Source organism: Yersinia frederiksenii ATCC 33641 (assembly GCF_000754805.1).
GTDB lineage: Bacteria > Pseudomonadota > Gammaproteobacteria > Enterobacterales > Enterobacteriaceae > Yersinia > Yersinia frederiksenii.
Map to the genome: position 1 here is coordinate 648,101 of NZ_KN150731.1, position 19,250 is coordinate 667,350.

Here is a 19,250-nt window from a genome sequence, read left to right on the forward strand (position 1 = left end):
AACCAGCCTGCTTTTGCATTATAAATTTACTTTTTGCAACAATAGCTTAAGTCTAAGTGAGCTGTTTGTAACATCTAATTATTGTTAATTAAATATGTAAAGTCGAATAGACTTATGAAAAACATTCACATATGGTAATAAAGTAAAGAGAAACAATTGGGTTACAACCCGTGTAAATGGTTCTGCAAAGAACGACCTGGTTAGGTAATCTTCCATTCATTAAATAAAACATTCAAATCTCATAAAACCGACAATCAGATAATCGGGATATAACGCAATGGCACGTGATAATTATAGTTACATAACGGCATTTCTCGCCGTTGCTCGTGAAGGCAACTTCACCAGAGCAGCAGCTCAACTTGGGGTTTCCCAATCCGCTCTAAGCCACTCCATACGAACGCTTGAGGCAAAACTTGGAATCAGGCTTCTTACGCGTACTACTCGGAGTGTTTCTCTAACTGAAGTAGGGGAACATTTATTTAAAAACTTGGCGCCACGCTTTGAAGAAATCGAAATGGAATTGGCAGCCGCCACTGAATTTAGGGATAAGCCATCCGGCACCATTCGTATAACAGCAACAGACTATGCTATACGGACGGTGCTTTGGCCAAAGCTTCAGAAACTAGTACCCGAATACCCTGACCTAAAATTAGAAATCATCATTGACTATAGCCTCGCTGACATTGTTGCGGAGAGGTATGATATAGGTATCAGAATGGGTGATCAGGTTGCTAACGGAATGGTTGCCGTGAGAATTTCTCCCGATATACGATTTGTCATCGTAGGCGCTTCTGAGTATTTCAAAAATCATTCTCGCCCCAAAACACCTCAGGAACTGACAACTCATAACTGCATGAATTTACGCCTACCCACCCGAGGTGGTTTATATTTATGGGAGTTAGAAAAAGAGGGACAAAAACTTCAGGTTCGGGTTGAGGGGCAGCTGATTTTCAACAGTATTTATGAAATTCTCAATGCCACGTTGAGCGGTGCGGGAATAGCATTTATGCCAGAAAATCTCGCAGCCCCCCATGTGGCTTCCGGGCACCTTCAGTATGTACTTCAGGACTGGTATCCAACTTTCCCAGGAATTCATGCTTACTATCCCAGTATCCGTCAACCTTCTCGTGCGCTGGCATTGGTAATTGAGACATTACGTCTTAGAAGCCAGAGTTTGGGCGAACAAAATCAAAATGACTAAACCAGAAATTCATAGTTAACCGTGCTTTTCCTCACCGAGATTATTGGAAGTATCAGGAGTGTTGAACTCCTCATCTCATGGGCCTTTTAGCCTGCAATGGAACATCGATAATATTTTTTACTTCCTGCCATCTGCACATCATCTCTTGATCAATTTTTTGCATAATTTATAACCATGCAGAGTCAGGTGGCTTAATTAAAAGCCAACCTGACAAAATGGTTATTTACCCGTCATGTTCAGGTCAGGTTCACCTGATATAGTTTAAATATCAATTATCAATAACTGCAAAAGGTTAATGTATGAAAAATATCAGTATCTTGGTGCTTTTTATGGGTACGTTTTTTATGTCCAAGACCGCCGTTTCTGCAACAGAAGTTCAGTCATCTGATGCACATACAGAAATAGGAGTAGTTAGTGTTCAGGGGAAAATGACTTTATCAGAGGTTAGTGAAAGTTTGGCAAAAAAAGCTGATGATGAAGGCGCTTCGTATTACAAAATAATCGCAGCGGGTGGCAATAACAAACTGTTTGGTGTTGCACAGATATACCGATAATTATTTTCTAAATGCTGTAAGAGACTTATGTGTTTATGCTCGTGTCACCATTTTTGATAAGTTATAAACTCTCTGTGTGTTATTTGCCTCTTCTATTATTTTAAGGGTTCCCATTGTGCTGATGCATGCGGTGGTCGTTGCCTTGCGGCGACCTTATACTTTTGTTGTTCTCGCGTTGCTGATTCTCATTGGCGGCATCCTGTCATCACTACGGACTCCAACCGATATATTCCCTGAAATTCGCATTCCTGTCATTGCAGTCGTTTGGCAGTACAACGGTTTGCCACCGGATGAGATGTCTAATCGTATTTCTACGTTATTTCAACGAGTTCTTACGACTTCCGTTAATGGAGTTGAACACATTGAAGCAAACTCCTACCAGGGGCTGAGCGTTATAAAAGTGTTCTTTCAGCCGGGTGTCGATATAGCTGTTGCCAATGCACAAATAACCGCATCTGCACAGGTGGTAACCCGCCAAATGCCAACAGGTATAACTCCTCCAATTGTCATTAACTACAACGCCGCGACAGTACCCATTTTACAACTCGCTCTTTCAGGGCAAGGTCTGTCGGAGCAAAATCTTTATGATCTCGGGTTAAACACTATACGTACACCGCTCATTACAGTGCCGGGTGCAGCTATCCCTTATCCGTATGGCGGAACACAGCGACAGATTCAAATTGACGTCAAACCTGAAGCTCTTCAGGCCAGAGGACTTTCAGCGCTGGATATTTCTGCAGCTCTTGCTGCAAACAATGTGTTGACGCCAATTGGTACCCAGAAGATAGGTGAGCTTGAGTATACGCTGAAGCTTAACAGTGCACCGTCTGCGATTGAGGACATTGGCAGAATACCCGTCAAGGTCGTTAATGGCAGCACCATCTATATGCGTGATGTTGCTGATGTCCGTGATGGAAGTGCTCCGCAAACCAATATTGTACATGTCGATGGTGGGCGCTCTGTTTTAATGTCCGTGTTAAAGAACGGCTCCACTTCAACTCTGGCCATTGTCGATGGCATCCGCGACAGACTCGATTCAATCAGAAGCAGTTTGCCAGAAGCACTACGCATTGTGCCCATTAACGATCAATCAGTCTTTGTGCGGGCTTCGATCAAGGGCGTCGTCATGGAAGGTGCAATTGCAGCAGCACTAACCAGTGTGATGATTTTACTTTTCCTTGGTAGTTGGCGTTCTACCGTAATAATTGCTGTCTCAATACCATTGTCAATTTTGGGTTCAATAATCGCTCTTTCTGTTTTCGGTGAAACATTGAACCTGATGACTCTTGGAGGATTAGCTCTCGCTATCGGTATTTTGGTAGATGATGCGACAGTAACGATTGAAAACGTAAACTGGCACCTCGAACAAGGAAAAGAAGTTGAAACAGCAATACTCGACGGGGCACGACAGATTGTCACACCAGCCTTTGTATCGCTGCTTTGTATCTGTATTGCCTTCGTTCCCATGTTTTTCTTAGATGGTGTTTCTCGGTTCCTGTTTGTCCCTATGGCGATGTCTGTTATTTTCGCCATGGTGTGTTCATTTATTTTATCGCGCACACTGGTCCCAACGATGGCGAAATACCTGTTAAAGCCACATGTCTTTTCAGAGGATGGTGATAAACAGCACATTCACTCACGGAACCCTTTAGTTCGTTTCCAACAGCAGTTTGAAGTTCGGTTCGAAGGTATCCGAACGGGTTATCGTGGGGTATTACAGCGAGCGTTGGAAAACCGTAAAACATTTCTGATTGGATTCATGGCCGTGGTGATTTTATCTTTTGGCCTCGTTCCATTTTTGGGGAGTAATTTCTTTCCTTCGGTCGACTCAGGCCAGGTTTTAATGCACGTCCGTGTTCCGGAAGGTACTCGTGTAGAGGAAACCGCAGTTCGTTTTTCCCACATTGAAGCCGCTGTAAGACAAGTGATCCCTGCCGACGAGATTGTCACTATGGTTGATAATATCGGTTTGCCCCCGAGTAGCATTAACCTTGTCTATAACAATACCGGTGTTTCGGGTTCTCATGATGGTGATTTCCAGATAGCGCTACGTGAAGGCCATCGTCCGACAGCTGACTATATAAAGCGTCTTCGTGAAACATTGCCACAACAATTCCCAGATACAACTTTTTCATTTCCTCCGGCTGATATTGTCAGCCAGATATTAAATTTCGGTGCTCCGGCCCCGATCAACGTACAAATTAGAGGACGTAATCTGGATGCAAACTTTATCTATGCGAATCAGCTTCTGAAACGCATCAGGGCAATTCCCGGTATTGCTGACGCACGAATTCAACAATCGAATAAAGCCCCTGTATTTGATGTAAACCTTGATAGCACACAAGCTCAGCAACTTGGGCTTACAACCCGAGATGTGACGAATAGTTTAGTCGTTAACCTTGCTGGTAGCAGTCAGGTTGCACCTACATACTGGCTAAACCCAGCTAATGGGGTGACTTATCCGATTGTGATGCAAACTCCCCAACGCCAGTTGGATTCATTAATAGGACTTGCAAATCTACCTATAGGCAACGGGATTAACCAAGGAAATATGACATTAGGAGGTGTCGCTGGATTTGTGCGTAATTCTGGCAGCGCATTACTAAGCCAATATAACATTCAGCCTGTCGTCCAAATCTATGCAGCCACCCAGGACAGGGATCTGCGATCAGTAGCAAATGATATCAGCCAGATTATTGCTGAAACAGCTACCAACGTCCCCCAGGGCTCTGTTGTGGAATTAGTTGGTCAAATACAAACAATGAACTCTGCCTTCGCCGGACTGCTATTCGGATTAATGGGCGCCATTGTATTAATCTATCTTCTGATTGTAGTGAATTTTCAATCATGGCTGGATCCAGCCGTTATCGTGTCAGCATTGTCGGCAGCCCTGGCAGGCATTGTATGGATGCTGTTTGCAACAGATACAACACTTTCCGTTCCTGCCCTTACAGGTGCCATCATGTGTATGGGTGTCGCCACAGCCAACAGCGTGCTCATCATCAGCTTTGCCCGCGAGAAGTTAACTGAGTTAGGTGATGCTACAGCGGCAGCGTTGGAAGCGGGTACAGTCCGTTTTCGCCCGGTACTCATGACCGCACTTGCAATGATTATAGGCATGTTGCCGATGGCGATCGGCCTTGGTGAAGGTGGCGAACAGAATGCCCCATTGGGCCGTGCCGTCATTGGTGGATTGTTATTCGCGACAATCGCAACTTTGATATTTGTCCCTGTTTTATTCAGCCTCGTGCATGGGCGCGATCCTCACCGTTCTAAACAGTTACAGCAACCCGCTATTGGAGCTTCTTGATATGCGTAACTTCCCCACCCGTTTGCGACGTTTCTTGCCAACGATATTTCTGGCAGGTATTGCTATCATTATAGTAGCAACAGGCCTAAGTACTCGTTGGTTTAGATCGGAAGAATTACAGGAAAATGCTGATGTTCAAGCAGTTAGAACTGTTGCGACAATCAACCCTGTGCCCGTGGAAAACTCAGCATTGGAACTTCCTGGCCGTATAGAAGCATGGTCTCGTGCCCCAATATATGCTCGGGTCAGTGGTTATCTGAAAAGCTGGTCAGTTGACATTGGACAGCCTGTAAAGGCCGGTCAATTATTGGCCGAGATTGACATCCCTGATGTTGATCAACAGCTTTCGCAAGCTAAAGCTGAACTTACCCAGGCGCAAAGTAATGCCGCTTTAGCAGCAGCCACAGCGAAACGTTGGCAATCATTACTCGCAAGTAATTCAGTTTCTCGTCAGGAAACTGAAGAGCGAACTGCCGATCTTAAAGCCCAGGAAGCAGAAGTAAACGCTTTAGAGGCCAATGTTGAACGTGTTCAGGCAATGCAGCGGTATTCCCACCTGATAGCTCCCTTCGATGGTGTCGTTACCGCCAGAAATACTGACGTGGGTTCCTTGATCAATATTGGTATGAGTACAGGAAGCGAGCTTTTCGTCGTTTCCGATGTACGCCGCTTACGGGTCTATGTCAGTGTGCCACAACGACAGGTGTCATCTATTAGACTAGGAACATTAGCCCAAATTACAGTGCCGGAACACCCTGACAAACATTTTAAGGCCTCAGTAGAGTCAATATCAAAAGCTATTGATACAAACTCAGGTTCAATGTTAGTTCAATTAGCTGTGGATAATACAACGGGGGAATTATTACCCGGTGCTTACGCAAACGTTCGTTTTGAAATATCTTCTGATAAGAAATATTTGGGGCTGCCTCCCAGTGCATTAATCATCGGAAAGAATGGAGTACAAATTGCTCTTCTTGATAAGCAACATCGTGTTCAGCTCAGGAAAGTCGTCATTGTAAAGGATCTGGGAAGCATTGTTGAGCTAGCCGATGGTGTCACCACCAGCGATCAAATAATAAATAGTCCACCCGATGGCGTCACTAACGGAGACCTTGTACGTGTTGCACTTACTCAGCAGAAAAGCACAAAGTGATACTCGATACTATTCTAACTGAAGAAAATGAATTAATAGATACCATGTCGTCAAGCTTATGACTACCGCGAACATATTCCCGCAAGCTTAAGTTGGTGAAAAGTACTCACAAGAAACATCGACAAAAAATAGGTTTTTCCGTGAGCCTTCTAAATCTGAGGCTCACTACCTTTAATTATCGACATTAATGCCTTTCGCCAAAAGGAGTTGTAAATGATACATAATGAAATTATTAATTCCATAATGCTATGGATCGACGATAATGTAGATAAACCGCTTAAAATAAGTGACATTGCAGAAAGAGCTGGTTATTCAAAGTGGCACTTACAAAGAGTTTTTCATAGAATGACTGAACAAACCATTGCAAGCTACATTCGTAATAAAAAACTAGAAAGTGCAGCTAAAGATCTCATAACTAAAAATGAAACGATAGCCGATATTGCATATAACTATGGGTATGACTCTCAACAATCATTTACACGTTCATTTAAGAAAAAATACAACATTCCTCCAGGGTGCTGGCGGAGGCATTTTAATACCATAGAATAACTCAGTTTTGATCATCTAACTAATTATCTACAAACATACTATTATGATGCCAATAAATATATAATATCATCATAATGACCACGTCCATTTCAGATGTTAAGGGCGATTATAAGGTATTTATGGTAATCACTATACTATCGATTGAACCTGAGATTTCATACCACTAATTTAATAAATGGTACCATTTTTATAGTCGTGATCCCCATGCGTTTCCATTTTCATAAATTGGGACTTTCCCTAAGACTATCCAACTTTTCCCTTCCCACACTGAATCGGAATTTTCTCTCGTAACGCCGGTCAGTTATGCCCTAGCAAGGATCTTTAGGTAAGGGAGATATCGGCGCATTATAACAATGCGCTGATATCTTACGTTACGACTTCAGCAATTAACTAGAAATTGTATTTAACCCCTATCATCACTGCAGTGTCACTGTAGCCTTTGTTGCCAATTTGCTGGCCAACATGTTAAATATTGTGCAAAAGTAGACCAAGGCTTTCGCATTTTTCCAGCGAAAGTAGAACACTCAAAACCCTGCCAAATCTAATTCTGATGACAGGTCAAGTTAATCTCATTTAGAAATACTATTCATAATATAATTCTAATTATAGCTATTATCAGCTTAGTATTCTTACTTTACAATTTCTAATCTAGAAGCGCCTTTTCTATAAGTCGTAATATTCAGTACAACTGGAGGAATAATGAAAAAACGCGTCCTAGGAAGCAGCGGCCTTGAGGTCTCTGCAATTGGTCTGGGTTGCATGGGGCTAAGCTTTGGATATGGTTCAGCCACAGATACTCAAAGTGCTATCAAACTCATCCGGTCCGCAGTAGAACGAGGTATAACATTTTTTGATACGGCAGAAGTTTACGGCCCATTCCTTAATGAGGAGATCCTCGGCCAAGCCTTAGAGCCATTTCGGGAAGAAGTTGTTATCGCGACCAAATTTTGCTTTCAGTATAAAGATGGTAAGCCCGATGGGCTGAACAGCAATCCCGTACATATCAAAGATGCAGTTAATGGCATGTTGAAGAGGCTCCGAACTGATCACATAGACCTTTTATATCAACATCGTGTAGATCCTAATGTGCCCATTGAAGATGTTGCAGGCGCGGTCAAAGAACTTATAGCCGAAGGTAAGGTGAAATATTTTGGTCTGTCTGAAGCATCGGCGAAAACAATTCGCCGCGCTCACTCCGTTCAAGCCGTTACCGCACTACAAAGTGAATACTCTTTGTGGTGGCGCGAACCCGAGAAAAAGACATTCCAGACACTGGAAGAACTTGGTATTGGTTTTGTCCCATATAGCCCACTAGGTAAAGGATTTCTGACGGGCGCAATTGATACGACAACAACCTTTGCTCTGGGAGACATTCGTAATACTCTGCCACGCTTCACAGAAGATGCTCGTCGAGCAAATGAAGCACTCGTTGACTTACTTGGCGGTATTGCTGATGAAAAAAATGCCACTCGAGCACAAATTGCCCTTTCCTGGTTATTAGCTCAAAAACCCTGGATTGTCCCTATCCCAGGTACTACTAAGTTGCACAGACTCGAGGAAAACATGGCTGCATCAGAGGTGGAATTATCCTCTGAGGACCTCTATCGAATCCAACAGGCTCTTAATCAGGTCGACATTCAAGGAGCCCGCTACACTGAGCAACAGCAAAAACAGATCGATGATTAAATAACTGATATCTACTGCACGGCAAGTTTATATAGCGCATAACTTGCTGTGCAATAATTAACCCCCCTCCCATAAGTTTATTTAGCCTTCTCACAAATAAAGTTAAATTTTAATTTAGTGGTTTTTATAAAACTCTAACGTCAGTATTTTACTGACTGGATGGTCAAAAAAAAACAAAATAATTAAATATAAAAATTGGATTATTAATTTTTATATTCACAGCTACCATTATATAGGCGATTATTGATGACAAGAAATCATGATTTTTTAATAAAGCCATCAAATACTTTTAAAACTTTGCTTCCCATTATGTTAGTTGTATCTACCGTTTTTCTAATCACTGGCTTTGCTCTACCTGTATTACCTCTTCATGTCCATCAAACACTTGGGCTTAGTACCTTTTATGTTGGAATAGTTGCGGGGTGCCAGTTTGCCGCCTCTTTGGTATCTCGAGTATGGGCAGGTCAATACTCAGATCGCCGTGGCCCCAAGCGAGCAGTGATTGTCGGACTTGTTTTAGCCACAATTTCTGGCGGTTTTTATCTTTTTTCTCTTTATCTCATCTATATCCCAATTGTTTCCGTGATTGTACTGATGATGGGGCGTGGCCTGTTAGGTGGGGCTGAGAGTCTGATGATTACAGGTTGCATGGCATGGGGGTTAGGACTTTCTAAACGCAATGAGTCAGGAAAAGTGATTGCCTGGATCGGAACTGCGCTTTACGTCGCTTTTGCGATAGGCGCTCCTATTGGCTCGATTCTTTATGCCCGCTGGGGTTTCCTTGCTATTGCGCTGGCGACCATATTAATCCCCCTTTCTGTTTTACCACTGGTATTGCGAATCAAAGAAGTTAAGGTAATTCAAAAACCGCGAATGGATTTTGGAAAAGTCTTGAAGGCTGTATTAATTCCTGGCACAGGTTTGGCAATGAGCAGTACTGGGTTTGGTGCTATGACGGCATTTTCTGCTCTGCTTTTTGTTGATCATCAATGGCAAATGGTGTGGCTTCCATTCAGTATTTTTGCCGCTTTCTTTATTCTTGCACGTATCAGCCTTGGTCACCTGCCAGACAAAGTCGGAGGTGCGAAGGTTGCACTTACTTTCGTAATTTTAGAATCTGTTGGGCTGGCTTTATTATGGAACGCATCCATTCCAATCGTTGCACTTTTTGCCTCAGCACTAGTCGGTTTCGGTTACTCACTGGTTTATCCTAGCTTTGGCATTGAAGCAATTCATCGAATCCCTGCTGATAACAGAGGATTGGCAATGGGGGGCTACACGGCTTTCCTGGACCTCACCTTAGGAATTATCACACCTATTCAGGGATTTATTGCCAGCCATACAAATATCAGAGCCGTCTTTCTTACGAGCGCACTAATGACATTTTGTGCAGCTATTGTCGCTATCCGGCTTATACGTACCCCTTTTAAGCCAATAGCATGAACCCCCTCATGACCTGCTCCCCGTTGAATAGTACTACAACGGGGCCGCTTGGTATTCGGAAAATATGGTCACTTCCGTTTTTCCAAAGTCCAGCCTGCTCCCTACCTGGTTCGTTGCCACACCTACAACATTGGCTCTCGTCAACCCCATGAACATCGCTGCCACCACGTCAGCTTGTCGCCCGAGTTGCTTTGGGTTCCCTCAATGACTGCACAGACACCAAAATATTTTCCCTGGCAAAGCGAGGCAATAAGCTTTGCTATCAGTAACATGTCATAACTGATAGCAAGTGCGGCAAGTAAGGTACTCAACGTATAAGGAGCAATAAGACCAATAATTAAGCCGCCGCGCGGGATTCAATTGGTCGCTAAGCCGCCAAGCGCATAGGTTGTAATTAACAGGCCTGTACTCGGTATCGATATCCCCACATCATCGGTCATGAGGGGGAAATACCCATAGGTAAAAGTCCGGTCAGACCAATAGCAAACAACCCAATTGCTAACGCAAAAAGAGGAGGTGTATATTTCATTTTTTTCTCGGATGAAAGTCGCAGTAGGCAAAAATAGGCAGGAGAGACTTCGTGGATATCCTGCCAGGTTTGGATAATGATTTTTTAACGGTGGAGAAGGATGGTGCCGGTAGCCCAGACGTGAATGCAGTCTTTTATAAGACTCTTCATACTGTTCCAACTGATAGGCGCTAGTTGTAGAAGGCTGCAATAATTCCCGACGAATAAACTTATGCAGCTTGGACAATGAACTGGCAACATCTTCAACAGTCCAATATCCCACGCCTTGAGGTTAACTAATAAGGGGCCGAAGCCCCTTATTAGTTAATAAATGGCGGCAAAAATACGTGCTGGAAAACTTGCCATTGGAGCCCTTGGAGGCACCGCCGTCAGGTAGGCATCTTTTCCGGCAACTGCGTCTATATTGGTCATATCTTCTGCAATAACGATCCCGTTTTTGAGTAGAATATCGTGTACCGGGATAGTGTCGTTCTTATTAAAATTATCGACTAACAGGGCATCAATACCCACCAGGCTTGCATGGTTATTGACCAACCAGTTTGCTGCCTCTGTTGTCATATAGGGTGGATTTTTACTGTATTCTGGAGTGCCAAACTCTTTGCTTTTTCCTGTGTTTAATAAAACGGCTTTACCTTTAACATCCAGATTCTTAAATGATGAAACATCAAAAACATGACTGTTTGCAGGCAGTTTCACGACAACAATAGGCAGATTTACTAGCTTTTCCAGAGGGTAATCCGAAATTTTCATGCCTTTCTCATCTGCATGATAGGGTGAATCTATATAGGTTGCTGATATGCCAAGAAACTTTATTCCATCTATCAATGCACCATTCGGGTAGCGTGGCGCAGTTTTATATATCTCCACATCGCTTAATCCCGGATAGGTTTGCATTCCTGTCTCAAGCGGATGGTTGAGTTCAACATATTTTTGCGGTTTCGGAAGGGTTACCGCCATCGCTGACTGACAAAAAATAACTGTTACTACAGTGTAAAGTATAACTCTGGCTAAAATATTACTCATGTATTGCTCCCTTATATTTCACTTGTCATGTTTGCATTCGTCTTTTTTCTTAAAATCTTGAATAAATCAATCTCAGAGAAAATAACAGAAATAATAATAATAATGGTTGCAACGAGGTCAGTATGCTTTACGGTATCACCGAAGAATAACGCGGAGCATGCCATTGATGCGACAGGTGTTAATGCAACGCACATCCCCGCTGATGCGGCAGAGATATGACCAATGCCTTTAAAAAAGAACATATAAGCCAGTGCCCATACGAAAATGCCATAATATAATAAGATACCTGCCTGCCCTCTTGTGATGCCCGATATATCAAATGATTGCCCTTCATGTAAAGCCATCGGCAAGCTGAATATCGTGCCCGTAAGACAGACGCCTGCAGCCATCGTCAATGGCTTAAGTGAGGTACTAACTTTGTTCGCTACAATAATGTTGATAGCGTTAGAAAGGGTCGATAACGACAGGAATAAAAGCCCTATCAATGTGTTATTACTGCCTCCCTGACTGCCAGGTAACGTCATGACCACCACGCTAATAATGGCAAGAATAACGGAGATGCTGGAGCTGATTTTTAATTTCTCTTTAAAAAGGAGAACTGAAATTAATAAGACTACAGCCGGTGTCGCGCTGGTGATCACTGAGGCGGAGATAGCCGTTGTAGTAGGAAGCCCATACAACAAAAATACGGTGTAAAGTACGGCGCCTAACAACGCTAACACACTGACTATCATCCAGTCTTTTAGGCTGATTTTAAACCAATTGGTTTTTTCTCTGAATAGGGTAAAGGGGAGAAGAAAAACAAAACCTACCGCAAAACTGATACAGGTGAACGTCCAGGTAGGGATCGAGTCCATCGCTTCTTTCGCGATTGGATAACTTGAGCCAACGAGTATAAAACACATTATGACTGATAAAAGTCCGGATATTTTTGTAAACATGTCATTACCTTTTCATCAATAATTTCTATCTAAGATTTTTTAAAAACTTGGATAGGCTATTTGAAGTTTGAGAAATGTAAGGTTATAAACCGTTACTTGCTCTTCGACCCGTCGATGGCAGAATGCATAAATTTAATTCCCACTCATCATTCAACCCTTGTTTCAAAATAAAATATGATTTGAAAAATCACACAAACAGAAGGCTTTAAATACACAGCAATAGTTGTGCCACTTTATTTACCACTAAATTCAAGGCCTGCCATTAAATAACAAAAAACAAATCACTAAAATAGTGCATTTAAATTCCACCGTGATGCAGTGTCAATACTTATAATATTTAAAAAATAAGTTAATACGCACTGAAACACCTCCGGGAAGGCGTTGGTAATTGTGGTTTCATTTTTAGTAAAGATTTTAGTGAGGTTTTGTTACTGGGGGAGGGACAGGTAGGGTGTGTATTTAAAGTTAAAGCGGAGGGTAACCCCTCCCACTATAAATACTATATTTACTGGTCTTTAAATAAAGGCAATGACGCTAGCATTTCTTTCAAATTAATGGCATCCCAAGGTAAATGTTCAGCAATCCCAAGGCCTACAATGCTCGTCAAACTATCAACCTTATTTATCAGAGCTAACACATCGGAAATTTCCAACTGGCCTGTTCCAATACCATCAAATGCATTCTCATCTGCAGCTGGGTTAGCAAAAAGCACTGACCGGAAATGTTTGTAGTTCAAAACATCGAGGTCGAAATGAATAGCAAGACAAGTGATACCTTCACGTTTAATCCACTCATCGACTTCACTGGCACCTGCCTTAACATCATCCGGCGAACAGGTATTGAGACCTTTTTCAGCAATAAACTCTTTTTCATAATCATTAGGCATGTTAAGCCCCGCAATCATGACTTTGCTGGCGGAAATCGGGTAATTTACGGGTGCCGTCAAATCCGCATCACCATTTCCCATTAGGGCTCCGAGAACATGCGCATGAGAATGGCTAAACTGCTTGGGCGTCATGACGTCTGGATGTGCATCAATCCAAAGAATACCGAGGTTGTCATTATACTTTTCTGCTAAATAAGCAAACGGCGCGAGATCGACTAAACAATCGCCTCCCAGGACAACCACCTTATCAGGAGAATACTCTTGTAACACAGCCTGAGCGGCTTTCAGTTGTGCAACGATTTGCGATCGCCCCATAATGCCATTTTCGTTAACTAACGGTTCTTCTGTGGAGGCAACAGGGATCCTGACAACAGGTGAATTGCTTTCAGGCGCCAACCACGCCAGTAATTCTGCACCAAACTTGTATGCCGTATTGTTGCCTCCCTGCCATTGAGGCATCACCAGGCGTATCATTTTTGTCTTTGTCGTGTTCATCAGACCCCTTCCTCATGCAAAATTTCTGATATACAGCAACACCAGCATGCGGCTGTATATCACTCATATAACACCTGATATGGTGGTCATCAGATAATGAATGAATGATCATTCACTACGCTACATGAGTTTATTCTTCTTGTCTAGCTCTGATGATGTACGGGTGAATGCCTCTAATTACATGTTAATTGACCTGTATAACACATTGTTAAATATAATTATTTTATTATATTTGATGACTGTTATGGGAGTTCAATTTCAACCACCAGTGATAGATGGCAGCTGAGAATGGACAACCCAGCCTTTTTAAGATATTTTCCCAAATTAACGTTTATCTGGTTGATATTGATATGAATGACGATAAAAACTCTACCTACCACCGCTTAATCGTTGCAGCATCGCAGTGCTTCTCAGAAAAAGGATTCAATGCGACAAGTATTGGAGACATTGCCCGGAAGGCCAAAGTCAGTCAGGGTGCGATGTATACCTATTTCAAAGGTAAATCAGAACTGATTTCCGCTATTGTCTTGGAAGAGAAAAATACTGCCGTAGAAAGTTATACGTTCTCCGGTGATACGTCTCCCTTTGAGCATATTATTGATCTGGTCACCTCATGTATTAACGAAGTTGGTTACCCCGCAGACCATCGATTATGGGTCGAAATTATCGCCGAAGCTTCAAGAAATACGTCTGTAAAAGAAACATTCATATCAACGGATATAATTATGCGCAGTGGCATTAAGTCGATTATAAACAAGGGGATCGAGGCCGGCGATTTTTCTTCAGATCTGGATATCGAAGGAGCATCCATTATCATTTTTGCTTTTATTGATGGCCTTATATCCAGAAAAGCGGTTAATCCTGCGTTTAACCTTGAGAATGACCTGCCTGGTTTTACTTCACTTTTAAAGCACATACTCAGTTATCAACGATGAATAGTTGCATAGATTCTTCACAGCCCATTCTAATAGCCACGCCTGTAGACCTGTCCGCCAGCTCTTTTTATCCCTTGGATTAAACTCACGCATGCTTATTTGTCCGTTTTATGCAACAAAACGTCAACTGTCAGCGGGTTTTTTATAATTTACTCAATCAAATAAACTAGGGAACCCGTTCATTCAAACATTGGGAGCATAGAATTATGACTCGCTCCCTGTATGTGCTCAATTCATAATCAGGAATAACGGCTTCATTCTGGCTGCATATTCTGGCAACCGGCAAATTCGGAGGAAGTCATCCAACCCAGTGCGGAATGGGGACGACTCTGGCTATAGTATATGCGCCAGGCCTCGATTTTACACCGTGCATCCTCCAGAGACATGAACCCGTTTTCGTTCAGACATTCCTGCCTTAAGTTGCCGTTGAAGGACTCCACCGTCGCGTTGTCCGTCAGTGTTCCTGGGCGTGAGAAGTCGATCCTAATCCCTCTTTCATACACCCAGTGGTCCAGCATTTTCCACGCAAATTCAGAACCATTATCGGTTTTCAGCGACTGCGGTAAAGGACGCCTGAGCGCTATGCTGTTCAGCATCCCAGCCACTTCTGTCGAACGCAGATTCTGCCCCACGCGTATTCCCAGGCATTCGCGGGTGTAAACGTCGATAACCGTCAACAGGCGCAATCGTCGCTCGTCAAATAACGTATCAGAGACAAAATCCATGCCCCAGACGTGATTCGGATACAGCCTCTGAGGCTGCGACTGTCGGGCTTTGTCGAGGCTGAGATCAGCTAGCAGCCACTTCAGACGTAGATTTTCCTCCTCCAGCTGGCGCATCTGTTTCAACTCTGAAGGGGAAATCCCACCGTATTTCTTACGCCAGGTATAAAATGTGGCGTCGGAGATGCCCAGCTTGCGACAGACTTCCTGCACGGGCGTACCCAGTTCAGCCAGCTTCAGGGCAAAGATAATCTTCTCTTCGGTGAATCGTGACTTTTTCATCAGCACCCCCCCGTTCAGGGGAGTATTAATCATGCCGGAACTCCATTTCCGAATGGTGCTGGATTTCGGGGTAGGATCATGACCAAAGAACGCAGCCCCATTCTATGGTGCATAGAATGGGTTACGATATTGCATATACCAGTAGCGTAGGCATGGCACCTAAGCCGTACGACTGCCACAAAGGAGTTACGTAGCAGCAAAAAAGCGAACAGCCTCTTCGGCGAATTCGGCCGCAAACTGGAAGTGAGCCCCATGGCCTGAATCTGGGTAGATGATCAGTTGAGCATCCGCCAGATGCTGCTGCAAAATGTACGAGTTAATAGTTGGTACCATGATGTCGTTCTTGCCATTGACGACTAGCGTGCGCTGCGTTATTTTCTTGAGAGAGTCGTAACGATCGGTTGCTGGAATAGCTCCCCATTTGGCCAATGCCTCGAGCTGAGCCACGCCAACCTGGGGCTTGCACTCAGGTTCCCGATCGGTCTTGCGCTCGCCAATACGCTCGAGCCAAGCTTTACCTGCAGCAACACTCTTTGCCGACTTCGCAAAGAACAATTCAAGCATACGTTCCTCAGCTGTACTGTTGGGCCAACCAACGATATCCTGTACTTCTTGCGAAAAGACCTGCATACCCTCACCAGCTGCGGGGCCCGTTCCTGCCAGTAGAATACGGCGAACCAGCTCAGGCGCATCGACTGCGACTTGCTGAGCCACCATACCGCCTAGTGAAAATCCAAAAAGGTCGACTTGCTTGAGGCCTAATGCCTTGATGAAAGCGATCATATCTGCTGCAGTTTCCGGGATAGACACTGGCATTTCGCCGTCTGAACGGCCAACACCTCGATAGTCGACCAAGATCACTGGACGATCCTGTGCAATACGATTGGCATGTACCGGATCGAAGTTATTGATTGTCCCAGTAAAGTGCTGGAAGCACACAACAGGTGCGAAACCCTCTTTACCAAATCGGCGATATGCCAAGCTGACGTCACCAATGCTTTGGAATTGAGTTGGTGCAGAGTGATACAGGTTACTGCTCATAAAACTACCCCATCATAAATTTTATTGTTCTGCCACGTCCCCGAAAGCAACGGGCAGAGAAAATGCACTATTAAGCGTTGACATCAACCACGGTGCGGCCACGTACCTGCCCCTGGAACATACGACCAATCACGTCAGGCACATCTGCAAGACCAACAACCTGTGTCGTTTGCTCAAGTTTGCTAAGATCCAAGTCACGAGCAAGGCGGGACCAAGCTTGAATGCGCGCTTCCTGTGGAGCATTGACGGAGTCAATGCCCGCTAGTGTGACATTACGCAGGATGAAAGGCAGAACGGAGCCTGGAAGGTCCATTCCTTGTGCCAGCCCGTTGGAAGTGACAACGCCACGATATTTGGTCTGAGCCAGAACATTAGCCAGCGTATGGCTACCGACTGAGTCAACCGCACCAACCCAGCGTTCCGCAGCAATCGGTGCTCCTGCTTCGGAGAGCGTCTTGCGATCAATAATTTCTGCAACACCCAGGCTACGCAGGTATCTGTGCTCTTCAGTACGTCCAGTTGAAGCGATCACTCGGTAACCAAGACCTGAGAGGATAGCAATGGCAATCGAACCAACACCGCCGTTGGCGCCAGTTACCAGAATGTCTCCACTCTCAGGTGTCAATCCACCGTGTTCAAGCGCCAGCACTGACAGCATTGCGGTGTAACCAGCAGTACCGATCGCCATCGCATCTTTGGTCGAAAATACATCTGGGATCTTGACTAACCACTCACCTTTCACTCGTGCCCTCTGGGCAAAACCGCCGTGGTGGGTCTGACTCAACCCCCAACTATTTGCAACAACGCGGTCACCTACAGCGATACCAGGATAAGAGGAGGCCTCGACCGTGCCAGCAAAGTCGATACCGACAATCAGCGGAAATTGCTGGATAACATCGGCATATCCGGTAAGTGCCAAGGCATCTTTAAAGTTGACTGTAGAAAAATCAATTTTGACAGTCACGTCTCCCGGCATAAGGTCTGAATCAGACATAACAACCACGTTGGCCGAAATCTTATCGTCAACTTTTGTTGCAAGTAGGGCTTTAAAAGTCATTTTTTTCCTTAATTACTGTTTTGTTTCAATTAATTAAACCTATTATCAGGTTTTGTTTTACTGCAATCATTGCTAATAGCTTGAGAAGCAAGTATCTCAACCATAAATATGATGATCATCATATTTAAAGACCTTAAAAAGGGCCGATTAAAAGCCCTTATGCTATTTCTAGATGATCAACAGCAGTGTCGAGGAATAAGTTAGCAAGTTCCTCATCGTCTACTGCTCGAGCCAACGTGAGTGTGCCGACTAAAGTCGCCGCTGTTATAATTGCCTGCTTATTTGCTTCATTCTGTTCAAGATTCTGAAGTTGCGTTGCAATTAGCGCGATCATTTCTTTGATCCTCTTGGTTACAACGAGCCTTACCTCAGGCGCTTGACGGAACATCTCAGAGCCAACCGCAGCGACTGGACAACCGGTTTCAACTGACAAAAAGTGCTTCTTGCTTAAATACCCGTGTACTAACGCGTTCATTGCCTGATCGGATGGGACGGCAGCCATATATTCCAACATATTGGACATCGATTCGTCACCAGCATGGTCTGCAGCTTCAGCAAGTAGTGCATCACGTGAGGCAAAATGCGCATAGAAACCACCATGCGTCAATCCAGCCTCTTTCATTATGTCAGCAACACCTGTACCACCATAACCAGTACGGCGGATCGCACGTGCTGCTACCTCGACGATGCGATCGTGTGTAGCTTGTTTTCGGGTAGAGGTCCTACGCTTTGTTTTGTTCATGACGATCATCATATTTTAAGCTTGGTAATTAAGCAACCAGCTCTAAATACGTACTTTGGGATCCACAGAATATTACTGGGTTTACTGTCGGGCTTCAGAGTCGCCTTCTGGTGTACGGACAACTTCAGTGCTTATGAGATGTTACCGGCTACAAAACACATCACAGGTAAGCTTTACACCCAGCGGATTGAACGCGAAAACCTGAATCTTCGTAACCGGTTAAAACGACTGAATCGCAAAACGCTTGGGTACTCAAAACCGGCAGAAATGCATGACAAGATAATCGGCACGTTCATTGAGCGTGAGCATTACCTGCAATGACCCTATCTACACATTGAATACGTGACCAAAAAATACAATATTCCTCCAGGGTGCTGTCGGAGGCATTTTAATACCGTAGAATAACTCAGTTTTGATCATCTAACTAATTATCTACAAACATACTATTATGATGCCAATAAATATATTATATTATATTATATTATATTATATTATATTATATTATATTATATTATATTATCATAATGACCACGTCCATTTCAGATGTTAAGGGCGATTATAAGGTATTTATGGTAATCACTATACTATCGATTGAACCTGAGATTTCATACCACTAATTTAATAAATGGTACCATTTTTATAGTCGTGATCCCCATGCGTTTCCATTTTCATAAATTGGGACTTTCCCTAAGACTATCCAA

At 43.8% G+C, this 19,250-nt stretch carries 15 protein-coding genes and 2 pseudogenes; 9 read left to right on the forward strand and 8 right to left on the reverse strand.

Features of this window, described 5'->3' with window-relative positions:
* Positions 1-277 precede the first annotated feature (277 nt).
* From DJ58_RS18475 to DJ58_RS18455, 5 genes are all read left to right on the forward strand, one after another.
* Positions 278-1,201, forward strand: coding sequence for a LysR family transcriptional regulator (locus tag DJ58_RS18475; RefSeq protein WP_004708622.1), 924 nt, complete (start codon positions 278-280; stop codon positions 1,199-1,201).
* Positions 1,202-1,500: 299 nt separating this feature from the next.
* Positions 1,501-1,755, forward strand: a complete 255-nt coding sequence (locus tag DJ58_RS18470) for a YdgH/BhsA/McbA family protein (RefSeq protein ID WP_004708623.1) — start codon at positions 1,501-1,503, stop codon at positions 1,753-1,755.
* Positions 1,756-1,876: 121 nt separating this feature from the next.
* A complete protein-coding gene (locus DJ58_RS18465; RefSeq protein WP_172460461.1) occupies positions 1,877-5,065 on the forward strand; it encodes an efflux RND transporter permease subunit in 3,189 nt (1,062 codons plus the stop codon).
* 1 nt (position 5,066) lies between these two features.
* On the forward strand, positions 5,067-6,218 hold the full coding sequence (locus DJ58_RS18460; RefSeq protein ID WP_004708626.1) for an efflux RND transporter periplasmic adaptor subunit: 1,152 nt from the start codon (positions 5,067-5,069) through the stop codon (positions 6,216-6,218).
* 213 nt (positions 6,219-6,431) lie between these two features.
* On the forward strand, positions 6,432-6,767 hold the full coding sequence (locus DJ58_RS18455) for a helix-turn-helix domain-containing protein (protein ID WP_032910890.1): 336 nt from the start codon (positions 6,432-6,434) through the stop codon (positions 6,765-6,767).
* Positions 6,768-7,157: 390 nt separating this feature from the next.
* On the opposite strand, the pseudogene DJ58_RS24075 reads toward DJ58_RS18455, so the two are convergent.
* A pseudogene (locus DJ58_RS24075) lies at positions 7,158-7,232 on the reverse strand (autotransporter outer membrane beta-barrel domain-containing protein); the annotation flags it as partial.
* Between the two features lie 234 nt (positions 7,233-7,466).
* Between DJ58_RS24075 and DJ58_RS18450 the strand changes: the two are divergent.
* Both DJ58_RS18450 and DJ58_RS18445 read left to right on the forward strand, forming a co-directional pair.
* Entirely contained in the window at positions 7,467-8,453 is a 987-nt protein-coding gene (locus DJ58_RS18450; protein WP_032912253.1) for an aldo/keto reductase, read from the forward strand.
* Positions 8,454-8,699: 246 nt separating this feature from the next.
* Positions 8,700-9,896 carry an arabinose transporter gene (locus DJ58_RS18445; protein ID WP_004712694.1) on the forward strand — a complete coding sequence of 399 codons (1,197 nt, stop codon included), beginning with the start codon at positions 8,700-8,702 and terminating at the stop codon, positions 9,894-9,896.
* 832 nt (positions 9,897-10,728) lie between these two features.
* Here the strand turns inward: DJ58_RS18445 and DJ58_RS18440 are convergent.
* The 3 genes from DJ58_RS18440 to DJ58_RS18430 form a co-directional block, all read right to left on the reverse strand.
* On the reverse strand, positions 10,729-11,448 hold the full coding sequence (locus DJ58_RS18440; RefSeq protein WP_204365714.1) for a cyclase family protein: 720 nt from the start codon (positions 11,446-11,448) through the stop codon (positions 10,729-10,731).
* 11 nt (positions 11,449-11,459) lie between these two features.
* Positions 11,460-12,389, reverse strand: a complete 930-nt coding sequence (locus DJ58_RS18435; RefSeq protein ID WP_004712696.1) for a DMT family transporter — start codon at positions 12,387-12,389, stop codon at positions 11,460-11,462.
* Between the two features lie 505 nt (positions 12,390-12,894).
* The gene (locus DJ58_RS18430; protein WP_032912254.1) at positions 12,895-13,770 is read right to left on the reverse strand and encodes an arginase family protein; all 876 of its coding nucleotides are present in this window, start codon (positions 13,768-13,770) and stop codon (positions 12,895-12,897) included.
* A 275-nt stretch (positions 13,771-14,045) separates the two neighbouring features.
* On the opposite strand from DJ58_RS18430, the gene DJ58_RS18420 reads away from it, so the two are divergent.
* The gene (locus tag DJ58_RS18420) at positions 14,046-14,705 is read left to right on the forward strand and encodes a TetR/AcrR family transcriptional regulator (protein ID WP_004712698.1); all 660 of its coding nucleotides are present in this window, start codon (positions 14,046-14,048) and stop codon (positions 14,703-14,705) included.
* A gap of 254 nt (positions 14,706-14,959) precedes the next feature.
* On the opposite strand, the gene DJ58_RS0121450 is transcribed toward DJ58_RS18420, so the two are convergent.
* From DJ58_RS0121450 to DJ58_RS18405, 4 genes are all read right to left on the reverse strand, one after another.
* Positions 14,960-15,709: an IS3 family transposase gene (locus DJ58_RS0121450; RefSeq protein ID WP_071985067.1), complete on the reverse strand. Its 750-nt coding sequence runs from the start codon at positions 15,707-15,709 to the stop codon at positions 14,960-14,962.
* 186 nt (positions 15,710-15,895) lie between these two features.
* On the reverse strand, positions 15,896-16,750 hold the full coding sequence (locus tag DJ58_RS18415; protein WP_004712700.1) for an alpha/beta fold hydrolase: 855 nt from the start codon (positions 16,748-16,750) through the stop codon (positions 15,896-15,898).
* Between the two features lie 70 nt (positions 16,751-16,820).
* Positions 16,821-17,807: an acrylyl-CoA reductase (NADPH) gene (gene acuI / locus DJ58_RS18410; RefSeq protein ID WP_004712701.1), complete on the reverse strand. Its 987-nt coding sequence runs from the start codon at positions 17,805-17,807 to the stop codon at positions 16,821-16,823.
* Positions 17,808-17,964: 157 nt separating this feature from the next.
* Positions 17,965-18,549: a TetR/AcrR family transcriptional regulator gene (locus DJ58_RS18405; RefSeq protein WP_204365715.1), complete on the reverse strand. Its 585-nt coding sequence runs from the start codon at positions 18,547-18,549 to the stop codon at positions 17,965-17,967.
* A gap of 66 nt (positions 18,550-18,615) precedes the next feature.
* Here DJ58_RS18405 and DJ58_RS22415 point away from each other — a divergent pair.
* Positions 18,616-18,870: pseudogene (locus DJ58_RS22415) on the forward strand (IS1 family transposase); the annotation flags it as partial.
* Between the last annotated feature and the right edge of the window lie 380 nt (positions 18,871-19,250).

Excerpts from the sequence above, each read along its gene's own strand:
- DJ58_RS18475 (WP_004708622.1), top strand. The coding sequence starts at position 278 with ATGGCACGTGATAATTATAGTTACATAACGGCATTTCTCGCCGTTGCT.
- DJ58_RS18470 (WP_004708623.1), top strand. The coding sequence starts at position 1,501 with ATGAAAAATATCAGTATCTTGGTGCTTTTTATGGGTACGTTTTTTATG.
- DJ58_RS18465 (WP_172460461.1), top strand. The coding sequence starts at position 1,877 with ATGCATGCGGTGGTCGTTGCCTTGCGGCGACCTTATACTTTTGTTGTT.
- DJ58_RS18460 (WP_004708626.1), top strand. The coding sequence starts at position 5,067 with ATGCGTAACTTCCCCACCCGTTTGCGACGTTTCTTGCCAACGATATTT.
- DJ58_RS18455 (WP_032910890.1), top strand. The coding sequence starts at position 6,432 with ATGATACATAATGAAATTATTAATTCCATAATGCTATGGATCGACGAT.
- DJ58_RS18450 (WP_032912253.1), top strand. The coding sequence starts at position 7,467 with ATGAAAAAACGCGTCCTAGGAAGCAGCGGCCTTGAGGTCTCTGCAATT.
- DJ58_RS18445 (WP_004712694.1), top strand. The coding sequence starts at position 8,700 with ATGACAAGAAATCATGATTTTTTAATAAAGCCATCAAATACTTTTAAA.
- DJ58_RS18440 (WP_204365714.1), bottom strand. The coding sequence starts at position 11,448 with ATGAGTAATATTTTAGCCAGAGTTATACTTTACACTGTAGTAACAGTT.
- DJ58_RS18435 (WP_004712696.1), bottom strand. The coding sequence starts at position 12,389 with ATGTTTACAAAAATATCCGGACTTTTATCAGTCATAATGTGTTTTATA.
- DJ58_RS18430 (WP_032912254.1), bottom strand. The coding sequence starts at position 13,770 with ATGAACACGACAAAGACAAAAATGATACGCCTGGTGATGCCTCAATGG.
- DJ58_RS18420 (WP_004712698.1), top strand. The coding sequence starts at position 14,046 with ATGGCAGCTGAGAATGGACAACCCAGCCTTTTTAAGATATTTTCCCAA.
- DJ58_RS0121450 (WP_071985067.1), bottom strand. The coding sequence starts at position 15,709 with ATGAAAAAGTCACGATTCACCGAAGAGAAGATTATCTTTGCCCTGAAG.
- DJ58_RS18415 (WP_004712700.1), bottom strand. The coding sequence starts at position 16,750 with ATGAGCAGTAACCTGTATCACTCTGCACCAACTCAATTCCAAAGCATT.
- acuI (WP_004712701.1), bottom strand. The coding sequence starts at position 17,807 with ATGACTTTTAAAGCCCTACTTGCAACAAAAGTTGACGATAAGATTTCG.
- DJ58_RS18405 (WP_204365715.1), bottom strand. The coding sequence starts at position 18,549 with ATGAACAAAACAAAGCGTAGGACCTCTACCCGAAAACAAGCTACACAC.